This window comes from Chitinophaga costaii (genome assembly GCF_900094705.1).
GTDB lineage: Bacteria > Bacteroidota > Bacteroidia > Chitinophagales > Chitinophagaceae > Chitinophaga > Chitinophaga costaii.
Genome location: NZ_FMAR01000014.1, coordinates 67,077 through 87,186, shown reverse-complemented (window position 1 = coordinate 87,186; position 20,110 = coordinate 67,077). Strand labels below are relative to the sequence as shown.

Below are 20,110 nucleotides of genomic sequence, written 5' to 3'. Positions count from 1 at the left end.
ATCAGGAAAAGATTATCCATAAAATATCGTTAAACGCCCTTACCCGTTATAGAAAGCTAAGGCTTCAATTCTTATTTTTATTGGTATGAGATTTCCACTGTTTACCCTGCTTGCTGTATTGCTTACTTCTATTGCTTCCGCCACTACTTTGCAAGGCCTCATTACTAATCTGCAAGGGCAACCCCTTCCTTTCGCTACTGTATTAATAAAAGGCACCACCATCGGCACTACAGCCAATGCCAGCGGGGCCTACAGCCTGGAGCTAGCACCAGGCCATTATACCATCATTTGCCAGTATATTGGTTATAAGCGCACCGAAGGGGAAGTGGATATTGCTGGTGTAACTTTTCCAATGAACATAGTGCTATCCCCGTTAAAGCTGCAAATAAAAGAAGTGGTGGTGAAGGCTAATGGGGAAGATCCTGCCTATGCCATTATCCGGCAGGCCATTAAAAAACGCAATTTCTATAATACACAACTCAAGGAATACACTACGGATGCCTACATTAAAGGCATGTTTAAAACCAGGTCCACTCCCAGTAAATTTTTCGGAAAAAAAGTAGATAAGGCCGATATGGGCGTAGATTCTGCTGGCAAGGGGATTTTATTCTTGTCGGAAAGTATTACCAAGGTGTCTTATCAGGCTCCAGACCACCTGAAACTGGAAGTGATATCCAGCCGCCAGAGCGGCGGGGGGCTGGGTATTAGTTTCCCAACGTTTATAAACTTTTACGACAACAATGTTACTGCCGTAATTACACAACTAAGTCCCCGGGGCTTCATCTCACCGGTTGCGGAAAATGCGCTGGCTTATTATAAATATCATTACATAGGCTCTTTCGTGGAAGACGGTAAAACGGTGAATAAAATTGAGGTGATCCCTAAACGTACACAAGAGCCCTTGTTCAGTGGCCACATTTTTATTACCGACGACGATTGGCGCATTCACAGCCTGGACCTGCGGCTTACTAAGAATTACGGCCTGGACCTGATGGACACGCTCACCATCCGCCAAACTCATGTACCGGTATCGGCGGAGGTGTGGCGCACCAAGGACCAGGTGGTGTATTTTTCCTTACAGAAATTTGGTTTCGATGTAGTAGGTCAATTCGTGAACGTGTATTCCAATTATAACCTGCATCCTAATTTTCCCAAAGACTTTTTCAAGAGCCGGGTGCTGATGCGCTATGATACGGCGTTTGATAAAAAAAGGATAGGTTATTGGGACAGTGTGCGTCCCATACCCCTGGAAAAGGAAGAGCTAAAAGATTTTCACGAGAAAGACAGTACCGCGCAGGCCCGGCGCGATGCTGCCCGCTCACGTTATGCGCTGGATACCTTGCGCAAAAATCAGCGGCCCCCTTCAGTGGGCGGTATCACGTGGTCGGGGGCCACACATCATTTTTTTTATTACCAGCAAGATTCTTCCATCACCAGTACTACTTTATTTATGAAGGGGCTGCTTCAAAATGTGGAGTACAATACGGTAGAAGGTCTGGTAGCAAAGGTTTCCGGCAGCATCACGGTGCCGCTGGAGGAAGATAGTAAATTAGAGGTGCTGCCTGTGTTCCGCTATGGTTTTAGCAACACACATTTTAATGCATATGCAGATATAAATTATGTGCGCCGAAAGCGTTTAAGTGCCACCAGCGATACATGGAACATCAGCGGTGGCAAACGGGTATCGCAATTTAACCATGCTGTGCCGATCGTGCCGCTGATTAATGAAGTGTACACTTTGTTTTTGAAAGAAAATTACATGAAGCTGTATGAAAACTGGTATGGCTCAGCAGGTTATACTCACCGCTTTGAAAGTACCCTGCTCCTGGGAGCCAAGGTGACCTATGAAGATCGTATGCCGTTGGAAAACACCACAGATTTTACGCTATTTAAAAATGCCCATAAGCAATTCCTCCCCAATCATCCCTATGAACTAGCCAACCTTCCTTTTCAACGGGAGCAGGCTTTTTTGCTGGAAGTGCGTGCCAGTTATCAGCCGGGGCAAACCTTTGTGGAGTTTCCTGTATCCAAAGTGGCCATTGGCAGCAAGTGGCCCACCTTCAGTGCTATTTACACCAAAGGCATTCACGGCATAGCCGGCAGCGATGCGGATTTTGATAAATGGAACTTTAGCATCAACGATAAGCAAAACCTGAAATTGTTTGGAGAGTTCCGCTACCACGTAGGGGTGGGAGGCTTTTTTAACAATAAGTATGTGGGCATCCCCGACCTGCAACATTTTATTGGCAATCAGACGGTGCTAAGCACGGCATACCTGAACAGTTTTCAACTAGCGCCTTATTACCGGTATAGCACCAGCGCGCCGTTTTATGCAACAGCAAATATAGAACACCATTTCAACGGCTTACTCACGAACAAAATACCCCTGTTCAACAAGCTGAAATGGAATCTGGTAGCAGGTGCCAACGCATTTTATGTCAATGGCGACAATAATTACGTAGAAGCATTTGCCGGGTTGGAAAACATTTTTAAAGTACTGAGAGTGGATGTAGTAGCTGGATATCAGAGCCAGGCCAAAACCCGCATTGGCATTCGTGTTGGGCTGGGTGGATTGCTGGGTGGGTTGTTCACCCTGGGCAATGGAGGCGCTAATTAAAAAACGCGCCCTGTTATGAGATTAGCGGTTGTATTTACTCTTACGCATGGTCCTGGTGTCGCGGTTGTAAAAATAAACGAGCAAGCGGTAAATCCACAGGCTTGCCATAACATAAAACAGGTAAAGAAAATAAGTAGCCATAACCAAAATTTTGTAGTGTAATAAGTTTGCGTCTGCTACTCAATTTTCAAAAAGAATGCCAATGAAATGCCATATAATGATAGTTAGTCGTTATCAGGCAGTTAGAAAAAGTATTGGTTTCCTGGATTTTTGGCATTGGCGGAATGCCATTTCCCGGGTGAGGCGAACGGGTGTTTTCCGGGGAAAATTTCCACAACTTCTTTTTTGTAATTATACTACGTAAGTGTTATCTTCATAGTACTGCTTAGAATATTTACTGCATCCTTTAAACAGGAACATATGAGAAAGTGGCTCCTAATCACGTTTGTCGTAGGGATAGCGTTGGCTGTAATAGCTGTTGCTGCGAGTTTTTTACGGTTGCCGGGGTTCCAATTTTTTATGATCACCAGGTTTGTTGGCTACCTGCTCATTATGAGCGCCGCCGCCGTATACCTGATCACGCTATTGCGCGACTGGTCTCGCGAGGTAGAGCGGCAACAATAGCCGTTACCCGGATAAGTAATACCCCACATGCCCCTCAACCTGTCTTACCCGCCGGAGACAGGGAGGATTTTTATCCCTCTCTACACAGCGCTTTTTTGTACCTTTGCCCCGCTAAATCAGTTCCCAGTGGAACTGGTGAAATTTTGTTCAGCCGACGTCTGTCCTTAAAATTTCAAATTTAAACATGATATTGCACAACCGCGTGTCTGCTGAGGAGCTGAAACGCCGCCTCGCCGCAGAAACATTTACCCGCCTCACCATTTCTTTTTACCAGTACGCCCACATTGAAGATCCCCAGGCGTTTAGGGACCAATTGTACGAAGGTTTATTTAAGCTGGCCGTCTTTGGCCGCATCTATGTGGCCCACGAAGGTATTAACGCACAGATCAGCATTCCCGCCCATCACGAATCCGCTGTGCGGGATTTCCTTTACGCTTTCCCTTTCATGAATGGCATCCGGCTAAATAAAGCGGTGGACAACAACGGACACTCTTTCTGGGTGCTGAAGGTGAAGGTCCGGGAAAAGATAGTGGCCGATGGTATTGAAGATCCTTCTTTTAACATCCTGAAGCGGGGCCAGTACCTGGATGCCCAGGCCTTTAACGCCCTCACCTCCGATCCCAACACCGTAATAGTAGATATGCGCAACCATTACGAATACGAGGTAGGACACTTTGAGCGGGCCATTGAAATTCCTTCCGACACTTTCAGGGAACAATTGCCCATGAGCGTAGAAATGTTGCAGGATAAAAAAGACCAGCCCATTGTCATGTATTGTACGGGTGGCATCCGTTGCGAAAAGGCATCTGCCTATTTGCTGCACAAGGGTTTTAAAAATGTATACCACCTGGAAGGCGGTATTATTGAATACACCAACAAAGCTAAGGAGCAGGGTCTTCCCAACAAATTCCTGGGCAAAAATTTCGTATTTGACGCCCGCCTCGGTGAGCGCATAGGACCCGATATTATCAGCCACTGCCACCAGTGCGGTGCTCCCTGCGATACACATACTAACTGCGTAAACGACGGCTGCCACCTGCTGTTCCTGCAATGCGATGCCTGCGCCACTAAATATGAAGGCTGCTGTAGCGACGAATGCCAACACATCCTGCACTTGCCGGAAGAAGAACAGAAAGCTTACCGGGCAGGTATTGACAAAGGAAACCTGATTTTTAACAAGGCGAAAGAACGCCTCCGCCCCAGGCTAGAAGAGCTTCGGGCCAGGATGGATAACGGGGAGGAATAAACGAAGATACCCTCCTGTAAAAATGATACAAATAACGCCGCTGTTCCCTGGAATGGCGGCGTTGTTATTTTTTACGGGCATAAAGAAAAGAGATAATAATTGACAATTAACTGGTTAGGGAAAATTATTTGACCTTATCATTGACTTAGGCAAATAATAAAATACGCATAAAAAAACCGCCCCCCGTATTATTAAGTACGGGGGGCGGCGTATTATAACATGCGGCGTGAACCGTATGTGATTATATCAACCTATATGCGAACTAAAATGAAGGTTGAATTAAGCTTTTGGAGCTGCTTCTTTTTTAGGGGCTTTAGCTTTGTGCACGTGTGCTTTCTTAGCAGTGGTGTCAGCAGCAGCAGCTTCAGTTTTAGCAGCTTTTTCTTTTTTCTGAGCAGAAGCGGCGTTTACAGAGAAAGTAACGATAGCGGCAGCAGCCAGTACATACATGAACTTTTTCATAGTCTGATGTTTTTGAATGATGATGAATAAATTTTTTAACTGATATTTTTTTAAAACAGTCCGGATTTAGAAGACGCCTAGCGGCTCATGGCGTCGTAAATGTATTGCTGATCGGTACTCACTACTTTTTCTCCCTCATCCAGCCCGCTGCTGATGTAACTGGTATTGTCCAGCGACTTGAATGTCCATACCTGGCGTTTATCAATGTTAAACCGGTCGCGGAACACCATTACGAAACTTTTCTTTTTATGCTTGTCGTAGATCACCGCCGATGCCGGTATAGCAATCATATGGTTACTATCTGGCCATTGCAACTGAAACGTAGCGGGTGTAGCCTGCTGTAAAGGCGGCTCACCAGATAGAAGGCTTATTATCACCTGGACTGCATTTGTACTGAGCCGGCTAATATGGCCGGTGTAAGTATGCTGTGGTATAAAGTCGGTGGTAACCGCTATGGTCATGCCTTGCTTCAACTTGGAAAGATCTGTAGCGGGAATGTGGGCAACAACTGTGGCCTGGGCTTTTTTCACGCTAATAACGGTGCCATGTAATTGTAATACATTCATAACAGGAGCGCAAATGGCAGTATCTACAGTAATGTGGTGCAGCATGGTATCACTCATCACAAAGGTGGCTTTCACCTCCCCGGTTGTTGCAGGTCTGTACCGCTGTTTGCAAGCGGCCATGGCCACTACGGTAAAAAGACTTACAACAATTACAGGCCATTTCATGCACTTCAATTTAAGCCATCGCGTCGTGGTAACCCTGTCGCTTTTGACCATACAAATGTCATCACCAGGAATTAAAGGAGGCTTTAACCAGACTTAAAATGAGCTTAAAATGTGATAAATAGCAATGTAATAAGTGGCGGCATGCAGGTAGTTATTTTCTGAGACTTAATACATTCCCTTCTACAAATGTGGCACTGTTACGGTGAAGGTGGTGCCTTGCCCTGCTGCGGAGCTGACGGAGATATGGCCTTTGTGGATGAGGACTATGCGTTTACAGATGGAAAGCCCCAGGCCGTGGCCGCGTACCTGAAGTGCGTTCTCACCTCTATAAAACGGCTCAAAGATCAGGTGCTGGTCGGCCAGGGCAATGCCTATGCCATTGTCTCTTATCCGGATAATGATGTTCTGGGGGTAGAAGTCGATAGAAACCTGTGCGCTATTGTCTGCAGAGAATTTACAGGCATTGTCCAGCAGGTTCAGAAACAGTACTTTCAGGAGGCTTTCATTGCCCATACATGTTACCTCTTCATCGTTTTCCGGCACTTTCAGGAATTGGATATCTATTTTGCTATCGTTCTTTTGTTTAAGTTTTATGAGGTGGGGCATTTCCAGCAGCAACTCGTCTATCCGCACGGCACGGAACACTACTTCCTGCTGGCTCATTTCCGATTGGGCCAGTTGCAGGAGGCCATTGGAAAGATCGGAGAGATTTTCGGCGTCTTCCAGTACGCTGGAAAGCACTTCCTCATATTCGTCGGCGCCACGGGGTTTGGAAAGCGTTACCTGCAACTGGCTGATCATGGCCGCCAGGGGAGTTCTTAACTCGTGGGAGGCATTGCTTACAAAGCTCTTTTGAAGGTCGAAAGAATCGCTGAGCCTTTGCAGCATGGTATTGAAATTGGCCGCCAGCAAGGCTATCTCGTCACGGCCTTCGCTGGTTACCCGGGTACCTTGCAGGTTGTTGGCATTCACACTGTCTACCTGCTGCACCAGGCGGTCTATAGGTTGCACCATTTTGCGCGCAAAGATATAGCCAATAACAACCAGGAACACCACTACGGTGAAGAGTCCTACCAGCAAAATCTTTTTCAGGTTTTGGAGGCTCAGGTAGCCATACTTATCAAAAGAAGAAACAATTACAATAACAGAAACCCTACCGCTGGTATGGTATATGCCGATTTCTTCCGCATTCGCCTTTTCATAAAAAAAACGCTTGTTCTTTTTGATGTAATCCAGTTTGGCGCGGGGTGTAATGATGGCGGTATCTTTGAGATTGGAGTAAATAAGATCGTAGGAGGGGTTGTATACCAGAATAGATTCTTTATACAGATCCTGGAAGGTGGTGCGCTCCAGGCGGCGCAGCAGATCTACCTTAACCTTCTGGCCTTCGATGATCACGTTGGCAATGGAATGCGCACGGTATTCCATGCGCTCCTGGTATTCGGCCTGCCGCTGCTGGGATGAAAAATAATACACCAGTACTGCAAAGGCCACCAGTACCAGGGCTGCGGAGACGGTGTAATAGAGGGCTATTTTATATTTTATCTTCATCCTTCCTCCAGATAATAACCCATGCCGGTTTTGGTGTGCAGCAATTTATTATCGAAATCCTTATCTATCTTTTTACGCAGGAAATTCATGTATACTTCAATCACATTGGTGCCGGTGTCGAAATTAATATCCCATACTTTTTCGGCGATGGTGAGTTTAGAGATCACCTTACCTTTATGCAGGGCCAAAAATTCCAGGAGTTGGTATTCCTTGGCGGTAAGGGCAATCTTGTTGCCGCCACGGCGCACCTCTTTTTTTTCCCGGTCTATTTCCAGGTCGGCAATCACAATTTTATACTGGTTATTGAGCGGGGCATCGGTACCCATCCGTTTCAGGAATACGCGGATGCGGGCCAGCAATTCCCGGAAATCAAAAGGTTTTACTAGATAATCATCTGCGCCCAGCTCAAAGGCCTGCATTTTATCCTCTACACCGCCCAAGGCAGTAAGCATGATGATGGGTACCCGGCTGTTCTTTCGGCGGATTACCTCACACAGCTCGTAGCCATTGGCATGGGGCAGGTTCAGATCCAGGATCACTAAATCATAATCGTTGTTCGATGCCAGGCTTTTGCCCATGCGGCCATCGTAGGCCACGTCTACTTCAAAGCCGTTTTCTTCCAGGCCTTGTTTCACCGCATTGGCCACCTTTACTTCATCTTCAACTACCAGTAATTTATGCATGGATATGATCGATTAATCGAAACCGAATATACTTAAACATTAGCAATTGCGGCTATCTGCAAGAAAGCCACCCGCTTGCACAGGTGGCTTTCTATTGTTTAAACCTTATAATGTTATCATGCTTCGCCGAGTTCCACCAGGCGTTCAAATACCTGTTCATATTGCTTATTGGCTACTTCCAGCTCTTTGTTCACTTTGTTGAATGCGGCTTCTACCTCTTTGTATTTTTGCTTATCGGCGTAAATGGCAGGGTTGGCCAATTCATTGCCTAATTGTTCTTTTTTTGCATTCAGCGTAGCTAGTTGATTTTCCAGTTGCTGAAACTGTTTCTGTTGCTGCAAAATTTCTTTTTTCTGATCATTGCTCACCGGCGGCTTGGGAGCGGCTACAGGAGCGGCTTTCTCTTTTTTATCTGGCTTTCCGGGGGCCATTGCAGCGGCCTGGCGTTTTTTAAACTCTTCCCATTCGGCATAACTGCCTTTAAATTCCTTGATTTCACCGTCTACGATTTCCCAAATTTTGTTAGCTGTATTGGCCACAAAATAACGGTCGTGCGATACGAGTACCAAACTGCCTTCATATTTATCCAATGCGTCAATGAGCATCTGTACGGAGTTCATATCCAGGTGGTTGGTCGGTTCATCCAGCATGAGGAAATTAGCCTGGCTGATGATGGTTTTGGCCAATGCTACCCTGGCTTTTTCTCCCCCGGAAAGGATGCGGATCTTTTTAAATACGTCGTCGCCACTAAAGAGGAAACAGCCCAGCAGCCCACGTAGTTCTTGTTCGGAACGGCCACTGCCACAGCTTTTCAGTTCTTCAATGATTTCGTAATCCAGCGTCAGCGATTCCAGTTGGTGTTGGGCGTAGAAGCTGGTGACTACGTTATGGCCGGGGATACGCTCACCCTCGAAGGGTTCGGTACCGGCAATAACGCGCAGCAAGGTAGATTTACCTTTACCATTGGCGCCGATCAGGGCAATTTTATCGCCGCGGTTTATCTCTGCCCCGGTATGTTCCAAAATGGTGAGGGTGCCAAATTTCTTGGTAATGTCTTTGAGTGTACAAAGGATCTTTCCCGGCTGGCGATCTACGTTAAAGTTAATGCGGATCTTGGAGGGGCCGCCATCGGCTTGCTCCACGCGTTCCAGTCTGTCCAGGCGCTTCATAGCGCTCTGTGCCTGTGCGGCCTTGGAAGCCTTGGCCTTAAAACGTTCAATGAAACGTTCCTGCTGGCGGATGTATTCCTGCTGGTTTTCAAAAGCCCTGGTTTGCATTTCCACCCGCAGGGCTTTTTCTATTTCATAATCTTCATAGGAGCCGCTGTAGTGGTGAAGTTCCTGCTGGTATACTTCGGTAATCTTATTTACCATCCGGTCCAAAAAGTAACGGTCGTGCGAAACGATGATCACCGCGCCGTTGTAACCCACCAGGTATTTTTCCAGCCATTCAATGGAGGGAAGATCCAGGTGGTTCGTGGGTTCATCAAGCATCAGCACGTCTGGCTGTTGCAGGATGAGGCGGGCCAGCAGCACGCGCATACGCCAGCCACCCGAAAACTCGCTGTAGGGGCGCGACAGGTCGTTGGTGCTGAAGCCAAGGCCTTCCAGCACCTGGGCGGTTTTATGCTCCATGGTATAGCCACCCATGGTATCGAACTCGTGTAATTTTTCACTGTATTCCAGCAGCAGGGCCTCGCTTTCGTCTGTTTCCAGGCGTTTGGTCAGCGCTTCCAGTTCTTTTTCCAGTTTTACGGCGGCTGCAAAGGCAGTCATACCTACCTTTAGGATAGATTCATCTGTCTCGAAACTCAGCAAGTCCTGGTTAAAGAACCCAATGGTAAGACCTTTAATCTTATTCACGGACCCTTTAGATACGGAATATTCTCCATTGATGATACGCAGCAGGGTAGACTTACCAGTACCATTAAGGCCAATGAGTCCTACACGGTCGCCGGAGTTAATATGCCAGGAAGAATTTTCCAATATTACCCGTGCCCCAAATTCAAACGTAATGTCTTGTAATGCAATCAGCATAAATAAATTCAAATAATGCGTGCAAAGGTACGAAATAGTGCCGAGGTATTATATTTGTTAAAATGGTAATCCTATGATCCTACGCCCGCTTGCTACTGGCATGTTATTGGCTACAATGCTGGTCCTGTCTTGCCAACATCCTCAGCCCACGGCGGCCACGCAGGAGCGTAATCTTTATAAAGCCCCTTTTGCAGCCGTTTTTTATGATTCGCTGCAAGAGGTGCTGGTAGCTTATGACCAATTGCGCAACGCCCTGGCCCGGGAAGATACCGCTGCCGCTAATGCAGCCGCCCGGCGCATGCAGCAAAAGCTGGACAGCCTGCCGCTGAAAACACTGGCGATGAACAGCGATTCGCTGAAACGCGTGGAAGGCTCCACGGGCAGTATTAGCGCAGAACTAGATGGGCTGGCAGGGGAGTCTACCCTGGCAGACAAACGGGACGCTTTTTTCATGGTTTCTGATATGTGTTTAGATTTGGTGCAGCTCACCGGGTGGAAAGGCAGTACTCTTTACCGGATAAGCGACAGTGGAACGGCCAATAAGACGGGCGCTTATTGGTTAAGCGAAACGTCTTCCGGTACGGAAAACCCGTATACTGGCAAACGATCAACGGGCACTATCATTACGGATACACTGCATTTTCATTCAGTGTCTGCCCGGTAATAATATTTACCATGGCCTATCTTCCTAAACTGCTGGCTTGCTTAATGGGTGGCCTACTGGGCTGGATGGGCGTTATGGCCCAGACTTATACCATTAGTGGCTACCTGCGCGATAGCACTAATGGAGAAACCCTCATCGGTGCCACGGTTGCACTGAAAAACACATCGAAGGGCGTACAAAGCAATCACTACGGCTTTTACGCCCTGCAAGTAGCACCCGGCGATTACACGCTGGTATTTTCCTATCTCGGTTATCAAACGCAGGAACATTTCCTGCATGTAGACCGCAACCTACAGCTGAGCGCAACATTGTGGCCTGCACAATACCAGGCACGTGAAGTGGTGGTAACCAGCAAACGCAAGGATGAAAATGTAAAAAATACCGACATGGGCCGGGTAGAGCTTACCACTGCCCAGGCCCAAAAACTACCTGCATTGATGGGGGAAGTGGATATCCTGAAGTCTTTACAACTGATGCCCGGCATACAATCTGCCGGCGAAGGGAACGCTGGTTTTTACGTGCGCGGTGGTGGATCCGATCAAAACCTTATCCTGCTGGACGAAGCCCCGGTTTATAACACCGGCCACCTTTTCGGCTTCTTTTCCGTGTTCAATGCAGACGCCATCAAAAGCACCACGCTTATCAAGGGTGGTATGCCTGCTAACTATGGCGGGCGGCTTTCTTCCGTAGTAGATATTACCATGAAAGACGGCAATAATAAGCAGTTCCAGGGGGAAGGTGGCATTGGCTTCATCGCCTCCCGGCTTTCCCTGCAAGGACCAATTAAAAAAAACAAAGCCTCCTTCATGGTATCGGGCCGCCGTACTTACATCGATTTGCTGGTGAAGCCTTTTGTCGCTAAAAGCAGTTCCTTCTATGGCTCCGGTTATTATTTTTATGACCTGAACGCGAAGGCCAATTATACCTTTTCAGATAAAAACCGGCTATACCTCAGTGCTTACCTGGGCCGGGACGTATTTAATTTCGTGAATGGGCAACGAAATTTTAACGTACACATTCCCTGGGGCAATACCACGGCTACGCTACGCTGGAACCACGTGTACAGTCAACGCCTGTTTAGCAATACGTCGTTTTTGTACAATGATTATTCCTTTAGTTTCGGCGCTTCAGAAAACTCTTATAAAGCCCGCCTGAACTCTGCCATCCGGGATGTAAACGGCAAGATGGATTTCGATTACTTCGCCAGTTTTAAACATCACCTGAAGTTTGGCGGCAATTATATTTATCACACCTTCATTCCTTCTTCCGTGACCGGCGGCCAGGACTCCACGGTGTTTAATCCCGATAATCCTTTCAAGAAAAATGCCCACGAGGTAGCCCTTTATGTGCTGGACGACTGGGAAATATCCAACAGCCTCCAACTAAATGTAGGACTACGTTATAGTGGCTTTCAACAAGTAGGACCCTATAAGTATTATATCGAAAACAGCATAGGTGCAAAAACAGACAGTATTACCTACAACAACGGCCAGTTTGTAAAATATTACGGTGGGCTGGAACCTAGGCTCACCCTGCGTTTCGCTTGGAACAACCGCAATTCCATTAAGCTCGCCTACAACCGCAATAACCAATACATACACCTGGTCAGCAATTCCGGTACCACGCTGCCTACCGACATTTGGGTACCCAGTACGTGGCATGTGAAGCCGCAGGTGGCCGACCAGTATGCGCTGGGATATTTCCTGAACTTTGACGATAACACCTGGGAAACCTCCGTGGAAACCTATTATAAATACATGCAAAACCAGGTAGAATACCGGCAGGGTTACACACCCACGATCGATGACCCGGAGCAGGATTTTGTATTTGGCAAAGGGTGGTCTTACGGATCAGAGTTTTTTATTCACAAGATAAAGGGCCGCCTCACAGGCTGGATAGGGTATACTCTTGCCTGGACCTGGCGTCTATTTCCTGATCTGAACGATGCCAAAAAATTTCCTGCCAAATACGATCGCCGCCACGACCTGAGTGTAGTGGGCATGTACGAACTCAATGAGCATTGGAGTTTTTCAGGGGTGTTTATTTTTGCCACAGGCAATACCACCACTTTGCCCGAGCATTTTTTCTTCATCGAAAACACACTCGTTCAGCAAACGGGTGCTATCAACGCCTACCGCCTGCCAGCCTACCACCGGCTAGACCTTTCCGCCATTTATAAACCTCGCAAGCACCCTAACCGGCGCGTACAGGGCAGTTGGGCGTTTTCTATTTACAATGCCTACAGCCGGCAAAATCCTTATTTCCTGTATTTCGATCAGTCGGGAAGCCCCCAGACAGACAATCTGAAGGTGACCGCCAAACAGGTATCCCTGTTTCCCATCATTCCTTCGGTGACCTGGAACTTTAAATTTTAAGGAGGGGGCATGAGATGTAAAGTGAGCTATCGTTTCAACAACGGCTGGCCTTTCAATTAAATTATGCTTAATCAGCACCGTATATGCGTTGCCGTTGTAACCTGTCTTGCTTGCGAAGCCCCGGCAAATACAGTAAACCAATCAGGAAGCCGGTTACCAGACCTCCAATATGCGCTGCATTGTCAATGCCGGGAATCATACCAAAGGCCAGGTTATAGGCCACAAAAAACACCATGCTGCCCATGGCAATACGATCCAGGTGGGGAGAGGGGATCTTACCCACCATCAGTGCAATAAGCCCACCGTACATGCCAAACACCGCCCCCGATGCGCCAGTACCCACTACGTTCCAATGTACTACGATGCTGGTAATGCTGGCCACGATGCCGGCCATCAGGTACATAAAAGTGTACCTGCGAATGCCCAGTACAGGTTCCAGTACAATACCAGCAAACATGAGTGCGTACATGTTGGAGAAAATGTGAATGAGGCCCCCGCCATGCAGAAAAGTGCTGGTAAGTACGCGCCAGTATTGCCCGGCCACTACCAAAGGACCATTATCGGCTCCCCATTGCAGCAGCATTTCCATTGGGTAACTAAAGATACTGCGGGCCTGCCACGACATTAGTAGAAATACCACCACATTTATATCAATGAGGATGGGCGTTACGAAATAACCCTGGCGGGGAACGAAGTTATAAAGTATATTTTGCGCGCGCCGTCTTGGCTGGAAACGGGGCGGCGGTGTACTATGCCCGTTAGTACCATGGGAGTACGCATGACCATCATCATGCACCGGTACCGCGTCATGGTAAGGGCTGTTGTGGCTGATCGGTACCTGTGTACGGGCGGGCACTTTCACCGCTGCCTGCCGGAGCAGGTATACCACGCCTACCATGCCCAGCACAAAAGCTAGCACCACATACAGCAGATCATAACCCATACCCCATAACAACGGCGGCAGGGCCATACCCAGCGCGCTGGAAAAAAGCAAATTAAAGGTAAGTGGTGCCTGGCTTTCCTTATGCACCAGGCGCAAAGCCAGGGGCCGCAGCAGCAGGGTAGGGATGAACACCAGCACAATGGGCGCCCATATCCTTATCGTTTCGGAAGAGGCCGGAAAGCCAGGCTGCTGGCTTAAGTAGTGAAACCCCCAAAAATAACCGCCTATGAAAAGGATGGCTGCCGTTAGGTAAGGAACAAAATAAACTTTAAAACTACCGGGTCTGGAATCCATATCGAGAACACATCTTATGTACGGCGGTAAATGTATAGATAAATTTTAAATGCTCAACTGCAACGCGATGGCGGTAATTTTTCACTAACTTCGCGAGCATTTCATTATCATCGATCATGGGTGGCAAAGACCCATGGCTATCAAAAAAATATGATTAACATTACTTTTCCGGATGGAGCAGTACGTCCCTATGAAGCGGGCGTTTCTGCATTGGACATTGCCAAGTCTATAAGTGAAGGACTGGCGCGTAAGGTACTGGCCGCAAAAATCAATGGCGAGGTGTGGGATGCCACACGCCCCATTAAAACCGATGCTACGCTCCAGCTACTGACATGGGACGACCTGGAAGGTAAATCTACATTTTGGCATTCTTCTGCCCACTTGCTGGCTGAAGCGCTGGAAGCCATATTCCCCGGTACCAAATTCGGTATAGGACCCGCTATAGAAAAAGGTTTCTATTACGATATAGACCTGGGCGATCGCCAGATCACCGAGGAAGATCTCCGCAAGGTAGAAGTGAAGATGGCAGAATTGGCTAAAAAAGCCAGTGTGTACCAGCGCCGCGATGTACCCAAGGCCGAAGCCCTGGCCTATTTTAATGCTAAAGAAGATCCCTACAAAATAGACCTGCTCCAAAACCTGGAAGACGGCAAAATTACTTTTTATACCCAGGGTCAGTTTACAGACCTGTGCCGTGGCCCACACATTCCCAACACCAGTTTCATTAAGGCCATTAAGCTTACCAGCATAGCCGGCGCTTATTGGAGAGGGGATGAGAAAAACAAAATGCTCACCCGTATCTATGGTGTTACCTTTCCCAATGCCAAAGAACTGGAAGAATACCTTTACCTGCTGGAAGAGGCTAAGAAGCGCGACCATCGCAAGCTGGGCAAAGAATTGGAGTTATTCACCTTCTCCGAAAAAGTAGGATTGGGCCTGCCGTTGTGGCTACCCAAAGGCGCTATGCTGCGGGAACGACTGCAAGCATTTTTGCAAAAAGCACAAATGGATAGCGGCTATCTACCCGTGGTAACGCCCCACATTGGCAGTAAGCAACTCTATGTTACCTCCGGTCACTATGAGAAATATGGCAAAGACAGTTTTCAGCCCATTCACACGCCGGAAGAAGGCGAGGAGTTCCTGCTGAAACCCATGAACTGCCCGCATCACTGCGAGATATACAAAGCATCGCCCAAGTCGTATAAAGACTTGCCAGTACGCCTGGCAGAATTTGGTACTGTGTACCGCTATGAGCAACATGGAGAGCTGCATGGCCTTACCCGCGTGCGAGGCTTTACCCAGGATGATGCCCACCTTTTTTGCCGCCCAGACCAGGTGAAGGAAGAGTTTATGAAAGTGATAGACCTGGTACTTTATGTTTTCAAAAGCCTCAATTTTACGGATTACACCGCCCAGATATCTCTGCGCCACCAGACAGATCGCTCCAAGTATATTGGCACGGATGCAAACTGGGACCTGGCAGAACAGGCCATCATTGAATCTGCTGCCGAAAAGGGGCTGAACACTGTGGTGGAATATGACGAAGCCGCCTTTTACGGTCCTAAGCTAGACTTCATGGTGAAGGACGCCCTGGGCCGGAAGTGGCAGTTAGGAACTATTCAGGTAGATTATAACCTGCCGGAACGCTTTGAACTGGAGTATATCGGCGCAGACAATCAGAAACACCGTCCGGTCATGCTGCACCGCGCACCATTTGGATCGCTGGAGCGTTTCATTGCTGTACTCATTGAACACGTAGCCGGTAAGTTCCCATTGTGGCTGGCGCCGGTGCAGGTAAAAATGCTGCCGATTTCTGACAAGAGCCAGGCATATGCAGAAAAAGTGGCAGAATTATTAAAAAAATCGGAAATTCGTTTCGAGATCGACGACCGCAATGAAAAGATCGGTAAAAAGATCCGCGATACAGAATTGGCGAAAATACCCTACATGCTGGTGCTCGGTGAGAAAGAAGCCGCAGACAATGTTGTAGCGGTGCGCCGCCAGTCTAAAGGCGATATTGGCGCTATGCCTTTGGAACAGTTTATCCATTTAATCCAGGAAGAAGTAAATAGCCGTATTGCCGCCGAATAGTTTTTTTGAATGTGTAATATAAATCACATAAAACTTTTATAAATTCGGGTACGCAAATTGCAGTTTTCTTTTTGACTCAATTTTTAAAATTCGTTAATTAGTAATTTTTATTTTTCTTAATGCAACAAGGACCAAGACCAAGTTTTAATCGCCCATCCGGCGCCAGTCCCAATAATAACAACTTTCGCGGCCGTAATCCTAATTTCCGCCGGGAGCAACAACAGGAACACCGTACTAACCGTATGATCCGTGTTCCGGAAGTGCGACTGGTAGGAGAAAACGTAGAACCTGGCGTTTACAGGACGGACGACGCCCTGAAAATGGCGGAAGACCAGCAACTGGACCTGGTGGAAATTTCCCCCAGTGCAGTACCGCCGGTTTGCCGCATTATTGATTACAATAAATTTCTCTACGAGAAGAAGAAGAAGGAAAAGGAAATGAAGGCGAAGGCGCACAAAAGCGAGGTGAAAGAAATCCGCTTCACGCCCAATACCGACGATCATGACTTTGACTTCAAATCCAAACATGCGGAAAAATTCCTGCGGGAAGGCAACAAGGTAAAAACATACGTACAGTTTAAAGGCCGCGCCATTATGTTTAAAGAACGTGGTGAGCTGATCTTGCTGAAATTTGCCGAACGACTGGCAGACGTAGGCGCCCTGGAAGGCATGCCGCTGATGGAAGGTAAACGTATGATCGTGATCTTCGCTCCCAAAGCCGCCAAGAAAGCGGCCAAGGAAAAAGAGCCAAAAGAACAGAGAGAACCCCGTGAGCCGAAAGAAGGACAGGCACCCCGTGAGTCTAAAGCGCCCGCTGCAGCACCACAAGCCACCACGGAAAGCAAACCAGAATAATTGTAGATTTTCATACAAAACAAAACGCCAAACGCAGTTATTACTGTGTCTGGCGTTTTTTTTATGCAAGTTTATGCCTGCAGTCCTTTCAACACTTTTTTTGCCCGGGACATAATGGCCGGCGTAGGCTCCTGTAGCAAGGCATCTTTGTCGGCATGTGAGAAAAGATACGTAATTTTAAATGACTGTCTTCAACTCAGAAACGATTGCTTTGGTAAAAAAAGAATTGCGCATCATCACCGTATCGCTGGTGGTAAGTTTTGTACTCACCGTAGCTAAATTTGCCGCTTACTTCCTCACCCATTCGGTGGCTATTCTCTCCGACGCACTGGAATCTATCATCAATGTGGTGGCTGGCGCATTTGCCTGTTACAGCATTTACCTAGCCGGCAAACCAAAAGACGAGAACCATCCCTACGGTCATGGCAAAGTAGAATTCTTCTCCATTGGCTTCGAAGGAGCCATGATCTTCATTGCGGGTATCCTCATTTTATTCAAGGCTGGCCAAAACATTTTTCTGGATCGCAAACCCGATGACATTAGCAACGGACTTTGGATAGAAATCGCCACCACCTTGGCTAACCTATGGCTGGCTCTTTACCTGAAAGCCGCCGGCAAACGCATGTCATCTATCACCATCGCTGGCAATGGCCAGCATATTATGACCGATGTATATAGTAGCGGCGCACTGATAGGAGCATTGCTGTTGATGCGCTTCACTGGCTGGCATTGGGTAGACCCGGCAGTATCTATCCTATTGGGCGTGGTAATTTTAGTGAATGGCTATAAACTATTGCGGCGTTCTATTTCCGGACTCATGGACGAAACAGATATGCAATTGGTAGACAAACTGATTCATGTTCTGAACACCCATCGCCGCGATACCTGGATAGATGTACATAATATGCGCGTGCAGCAATACGGTAATAACTATCACCTGGACTGTCATGTAACCCTTCCTTTTTACCTGCCGCTCAGCGATGCCCATGAAGAAATGAAATCCCTGGAACACCTGGTAACCAAGGAATGGGAAAGTCATGGTGAAATAGAATACTTCATCCACAGCGATCCATGTCTGCCTACTTCTTGCAGGATTTGCAAACTTTTAGAATGCCCTGTGCGTAGTTTCGCTTTTGAACAATTACTCACCTGGGACCGCGAAAATGTACTTCCCAATAAAAAGCACGGAAGCTAACTTCCGTGCCATGGCAATCCTATTTACGGTATGGAATGCACTATTTCTTCTTCTTTTTTATAGTCGTAGTACCTGTGGTAGTACGGTGCAATGGCTTGCCCGCTGTTTTCTTCTTTGTTGTTGCGCTTTTGCGATGCAGGTTGCTCTTCCGGTGTGGCACCCGGGGCACTGGCGTCAGTATAGCATTCTTGGAAGAATCGGCTACCGTAATGGGCGCATTGGGCGCGGTGGTAGGCGTACCTTCGGAGGCGTCTTCTCCATCATCGGCGGCATCGCTGTGGCCCAGTATTTCGCTGATCGGTGCCACGGCGTGGTATATGCCGGTGTTATATTTATTTCCAAGGATAATAATGGTGGTGGTGTCTTCCACGAAACGAGTGAATACTAAGTTATTGCCATGCCACCAGCCATTATGGTACACAATTTTGGAACTATCTGGGTGTATCATCAAATGCCATCCCAGGCCATAGTTGCGTATACCAGGGCGCTCGTGGCTGTAGGCACGGTAAGCCGCTTCCAGCGTTTCGGGTTTAAACAGGTTGCCAGAATATAATGCCTGGTCCCACTTTAACATGTCTGGTACAGAGCTGTAAATGCCTTTGTCGCCGATTACGCCATCGAAATAAGTATCTGGTTCCTGGCGATTGCCACGCATGCTCACCGTTTGGTGGGGGCGTTTAGGTGCAGTAGGGTTGTACACGAAGGTACTGTGCATGCCAATGGGGGTGAAAAAAGTTTGCTGCAGGAAGTCTGCGTATTTCATGCCACTCACCTTTTCGATGATGGAACCCAGCAACATAAAATTGGTATTATTATATTCAAACCCCCGGTTGGGTGGGCGGTGTATAGCGGGTTTGTTTTTGATCATGAGATCTATCACATCCTGGTTGCTCAGAAACTGGCCTTTATCTTTTACCATGGTTTCGCAGAAATACAGGTAATTGGGTAGGCCGCTCCGGTGGCTCAGCAATAGGCGGATGGTGATCCCATTGTAGGGAAAGTCGGGAATATATAACTGTACATTGTCGTCCAGGTTCAGTTTACCATGTTCCATCAGCCATAGAATACCCATGGCGGTAAAAGTTTTGGAAACGGAGGCCATCTGAAAAGTAGAGCTATCGGAAATAGGCTGCCGGCTGGATAGATCTTCTATGCCATGGTACTGTTCAAACAATACCACACCCTTTTTGGCTACAATAATACCCCCGTTAAAACCAGTACGAAGTAACTGCTTATTATAAAAAATGGAAAGCTCTTGCTGCAATTGTTTGTTACGGGGGCGGGCCAGAATAGCCGCCTTTTGTTCGGGAGTAAGATGAAGCGTATAAGTTGTATCTTCAACAGGAACGGGCGTTTTGCGGGATTCGGCCTTTTTCCCCTCGGCGCTGTTTTGGCAACAAGTGCAGAAAACCAGTCCGGATACCGTAAATAAAATTAAAATCGGTTTCAATCGCTTCATGAACATGACGGTAATAAAATAACGAGACTTTTTGCTGAAAGCGCTAAATATAGAACGCTCACGGATGTTTCCCAAATAAAACTCACTTAAACCCTGTCTTTTAAGGAACATTTAAGCAATAATCATCGAAAATCTTCAAAAAACAAGGCATTCCTTCGGCTTTTTTGGAGAATATCGAATACTAAAACAACGCTGTTTGATTATTCCCAAACACTTTTTAGGTTTGTGGCCTCAAAGCCGGATTGGAGCAATTTTTACGCCAACCATGGCAGGCAGTATTATCTT

Annotated in this window: 14 protein-coding genes; 7 read left to right on the top strand and 7 right to left on the bottom strand. The window is 47.4% G+C overall.

Translation table 11 applies throughout. From position 1 onward, the window contains the following. Positions 1-85: 85 nt before the first annotated feature. Together GA0116948_RS16905 and trhO are read left to right on the top strand one after the other, a co-directional pair. Entirely contained in the window at positions 86-2,617 is a 2,532-nt protein-coding gene (locus tag GA0116948_RS16905; protein ID WP_089714361.1) for a DUF5686 and carboxypeptidase regulatory-like domain-containing protein, read from the top strand. Positions 2,618-3,425: 808 nt separating this feature from the next. Beyond that, positions 3,426-4,487, top strand: coding sequence for an oxygen-dependent tRNA uridine(34) hydroxylase TrhO (gene trhO / locus GA0116948_RS16895; protein ID WP_089714357.1), 1,062 nt, complete (start codon positions 3,426-3,428; stop codon positions 4,485-4,487). A gap of 279 nt (positions 4,488-4,766) precedes the next feature. Here trhO and GA0116948_RS16890 read toward each other — a convergent pair whose 3' ends face one another. The 5 genes from GA0116948_RS16890 to GA0116948_RS16870 form a co-directional block, all read right to left on the bottom strand. Beyond that, entirely contained in the window at positions 4,767-4,949 is a 183-nt protein-coding gene (locus tag GA0116948_RS16890; RefSeq protein ID WP_089714355.1) for a hypothetical protein, read from the bottom strand. Between the two features lie 77 nt (positions 4,950-5,026). Then, positions 5,027-5,680, bottom strand: coding sequence for an efflux RND transporter periplasmic adaptor subunit (locus tag GA0116948_RS16885; RefSeq protein ID WP_089714353.1), 654 nt, complete (start codon positions 5,678-5,680; stop codon positions 5,027-5,029). Between the two features lie 180 nt (positions 5,681-5,860). Then, positions 5,861-7,231: a HAMP domain-containing sensor histidine kinase gene (locus tag GA0116948_RS16880; RefSeq protein WP_089714351.1), complete on the bottom strand. Its 1,371-nt coding sequence runs from the start codon at positions 7,229-7,231 to the stop codon at positions 5,861-5,863. Continuing rightward, a complete protein-coding gene (locus GA0116948_RS16875; protein ID WP_089714349.1) occupies positions 7,228-7,914 on the bottom strand; it encodes a response regulator in 687 nt (228 codons plus the stop codon). The genes GA0116948_RS16880 and GA0116948_RS16875 overlap by 4 nt, the downstream gene beginning before the upstream one ends. 116 nt (positions 7,915-8,030) lie before the next feature. Further along, on the bottom strand, positions 8,031-9,950 hold the full coding sequence (locus GA0116948_RS16870; RefSeq protein WP_089714347.1) for an ABC-F family ATP-binding cassette domain-containing protein: 1,920 nt from the start codon (positions 9,948-9,950) through the stop codon (positions 8,031-8,033). Between the two features lie 73 nt (positions 9,951-10,023). On the opposite strand from GA0116948_RS16870, the gene GA0116948_RS16865 reads away from it, so the two are divergent. Both GA0116948_RS16865 and GA0116948_RS16860 read left to right on the top strand, forming a co-directional pair. Next, positions 10,024-10,614: a DUF3347 domain-containing protein gene (locus GA0116948_RS16865; protein WP_089714345.1), complete on the top strand. Its 591-nt coding sequence runs from the start codon at positions 10,024-10,026 to the stop codon at positions 10,612-10,614. Between the two features lie 11 nt (positions 10,615-10,625). Continuing rightward, positions 10,626-12,989: a TonB-dependent receptor gene (locus GA0116948_RS16860; RefSeq protein WP_240619258.1), complete on the top strand. Its 2,364-nt coding sequence runs from the start codon at positions 10,626-10,628 to the stop codon at positions 12,987-12,989. 67 nt (positions 12,990-13,056) lie between these two features. Here the strand turns inward: GA0116948_RS16860 and GA0116948_RS16855 are convergent, their stop codons facing one another. Further along, entirely contained in the window at positions 13,057-14,226 is a 1,170-nt protein-coding gene (locus GA0116948_RS16855; protein ID WP_089714343.1) for a rhomboid family intramembrane serine protease, read from the bottom strand. 150 nt (positions 14,227-14,376) lie between these two features. On the opposite strand from GA0116948_RS16855, the gene thrS reads away from it, so the two are divergent. The 3 genes from thrS (at position 14,377) to GA0116948_RS16840 (ending at position 18,366) form a co-directional block, all read left to right on the top strand. Continuing rightward, positions 14,377-16,317, top strand: a complete 1,941-nt coding sequence (gene thrS / locus GA0116948_RS16850) for a threonine--tRNA ligase (protein ID WP_089714444.1) — start codon at positions 14,377-14,379, stop codon at positions 16,315-16,317. 119 nt (positions 16,318-16,436) lie between these two features. Then, positions 16,437-17,171, top strand: a complete 735-nt coding sequence (gene infC, locus GA0116948_RS16845; RefSeq protein ID WP_089714341.1) for a translation initiation factor IF-3 — start codon at positions 16,437-16,439, stop codon at positions 17,169-17,171. 181 nt (positions 17,172-17,352) lie between these two features. Beyond that, positions 17,353-18,366 (top strand): cation diffusion facilitator family transporter, encoded by a 1,014-nt coding sequence (locus GA0116948_RS16840; protein ID WP_240619257.1) that lies wholly within the window; start codon positions 17,353-17,355, stop codon positions 18,364-18,366. A gap of 40 nt (positions 18,367-18,406) precedes the next feature. Here the strand turns inward: GA0116948_RS16840 and GA0116948_RS16835 are convergent, their stop codons facing one another. Then, positions 18,407-19,825 carry a serine hydrolase domain-containing protein gene (locus GA0116948_RS16835; RefSeq protein ID WP_240619256.1) on the bottom strand — a complete coding sequence of 473 codons (1,419 nt, stop codon included), beginning with the start codon at positions 19,823-19,825 and terminating at the stop codon, positions 18,407-18,409. Positions 19,826-20,110 lie beyond the last annotated feature (285 nt).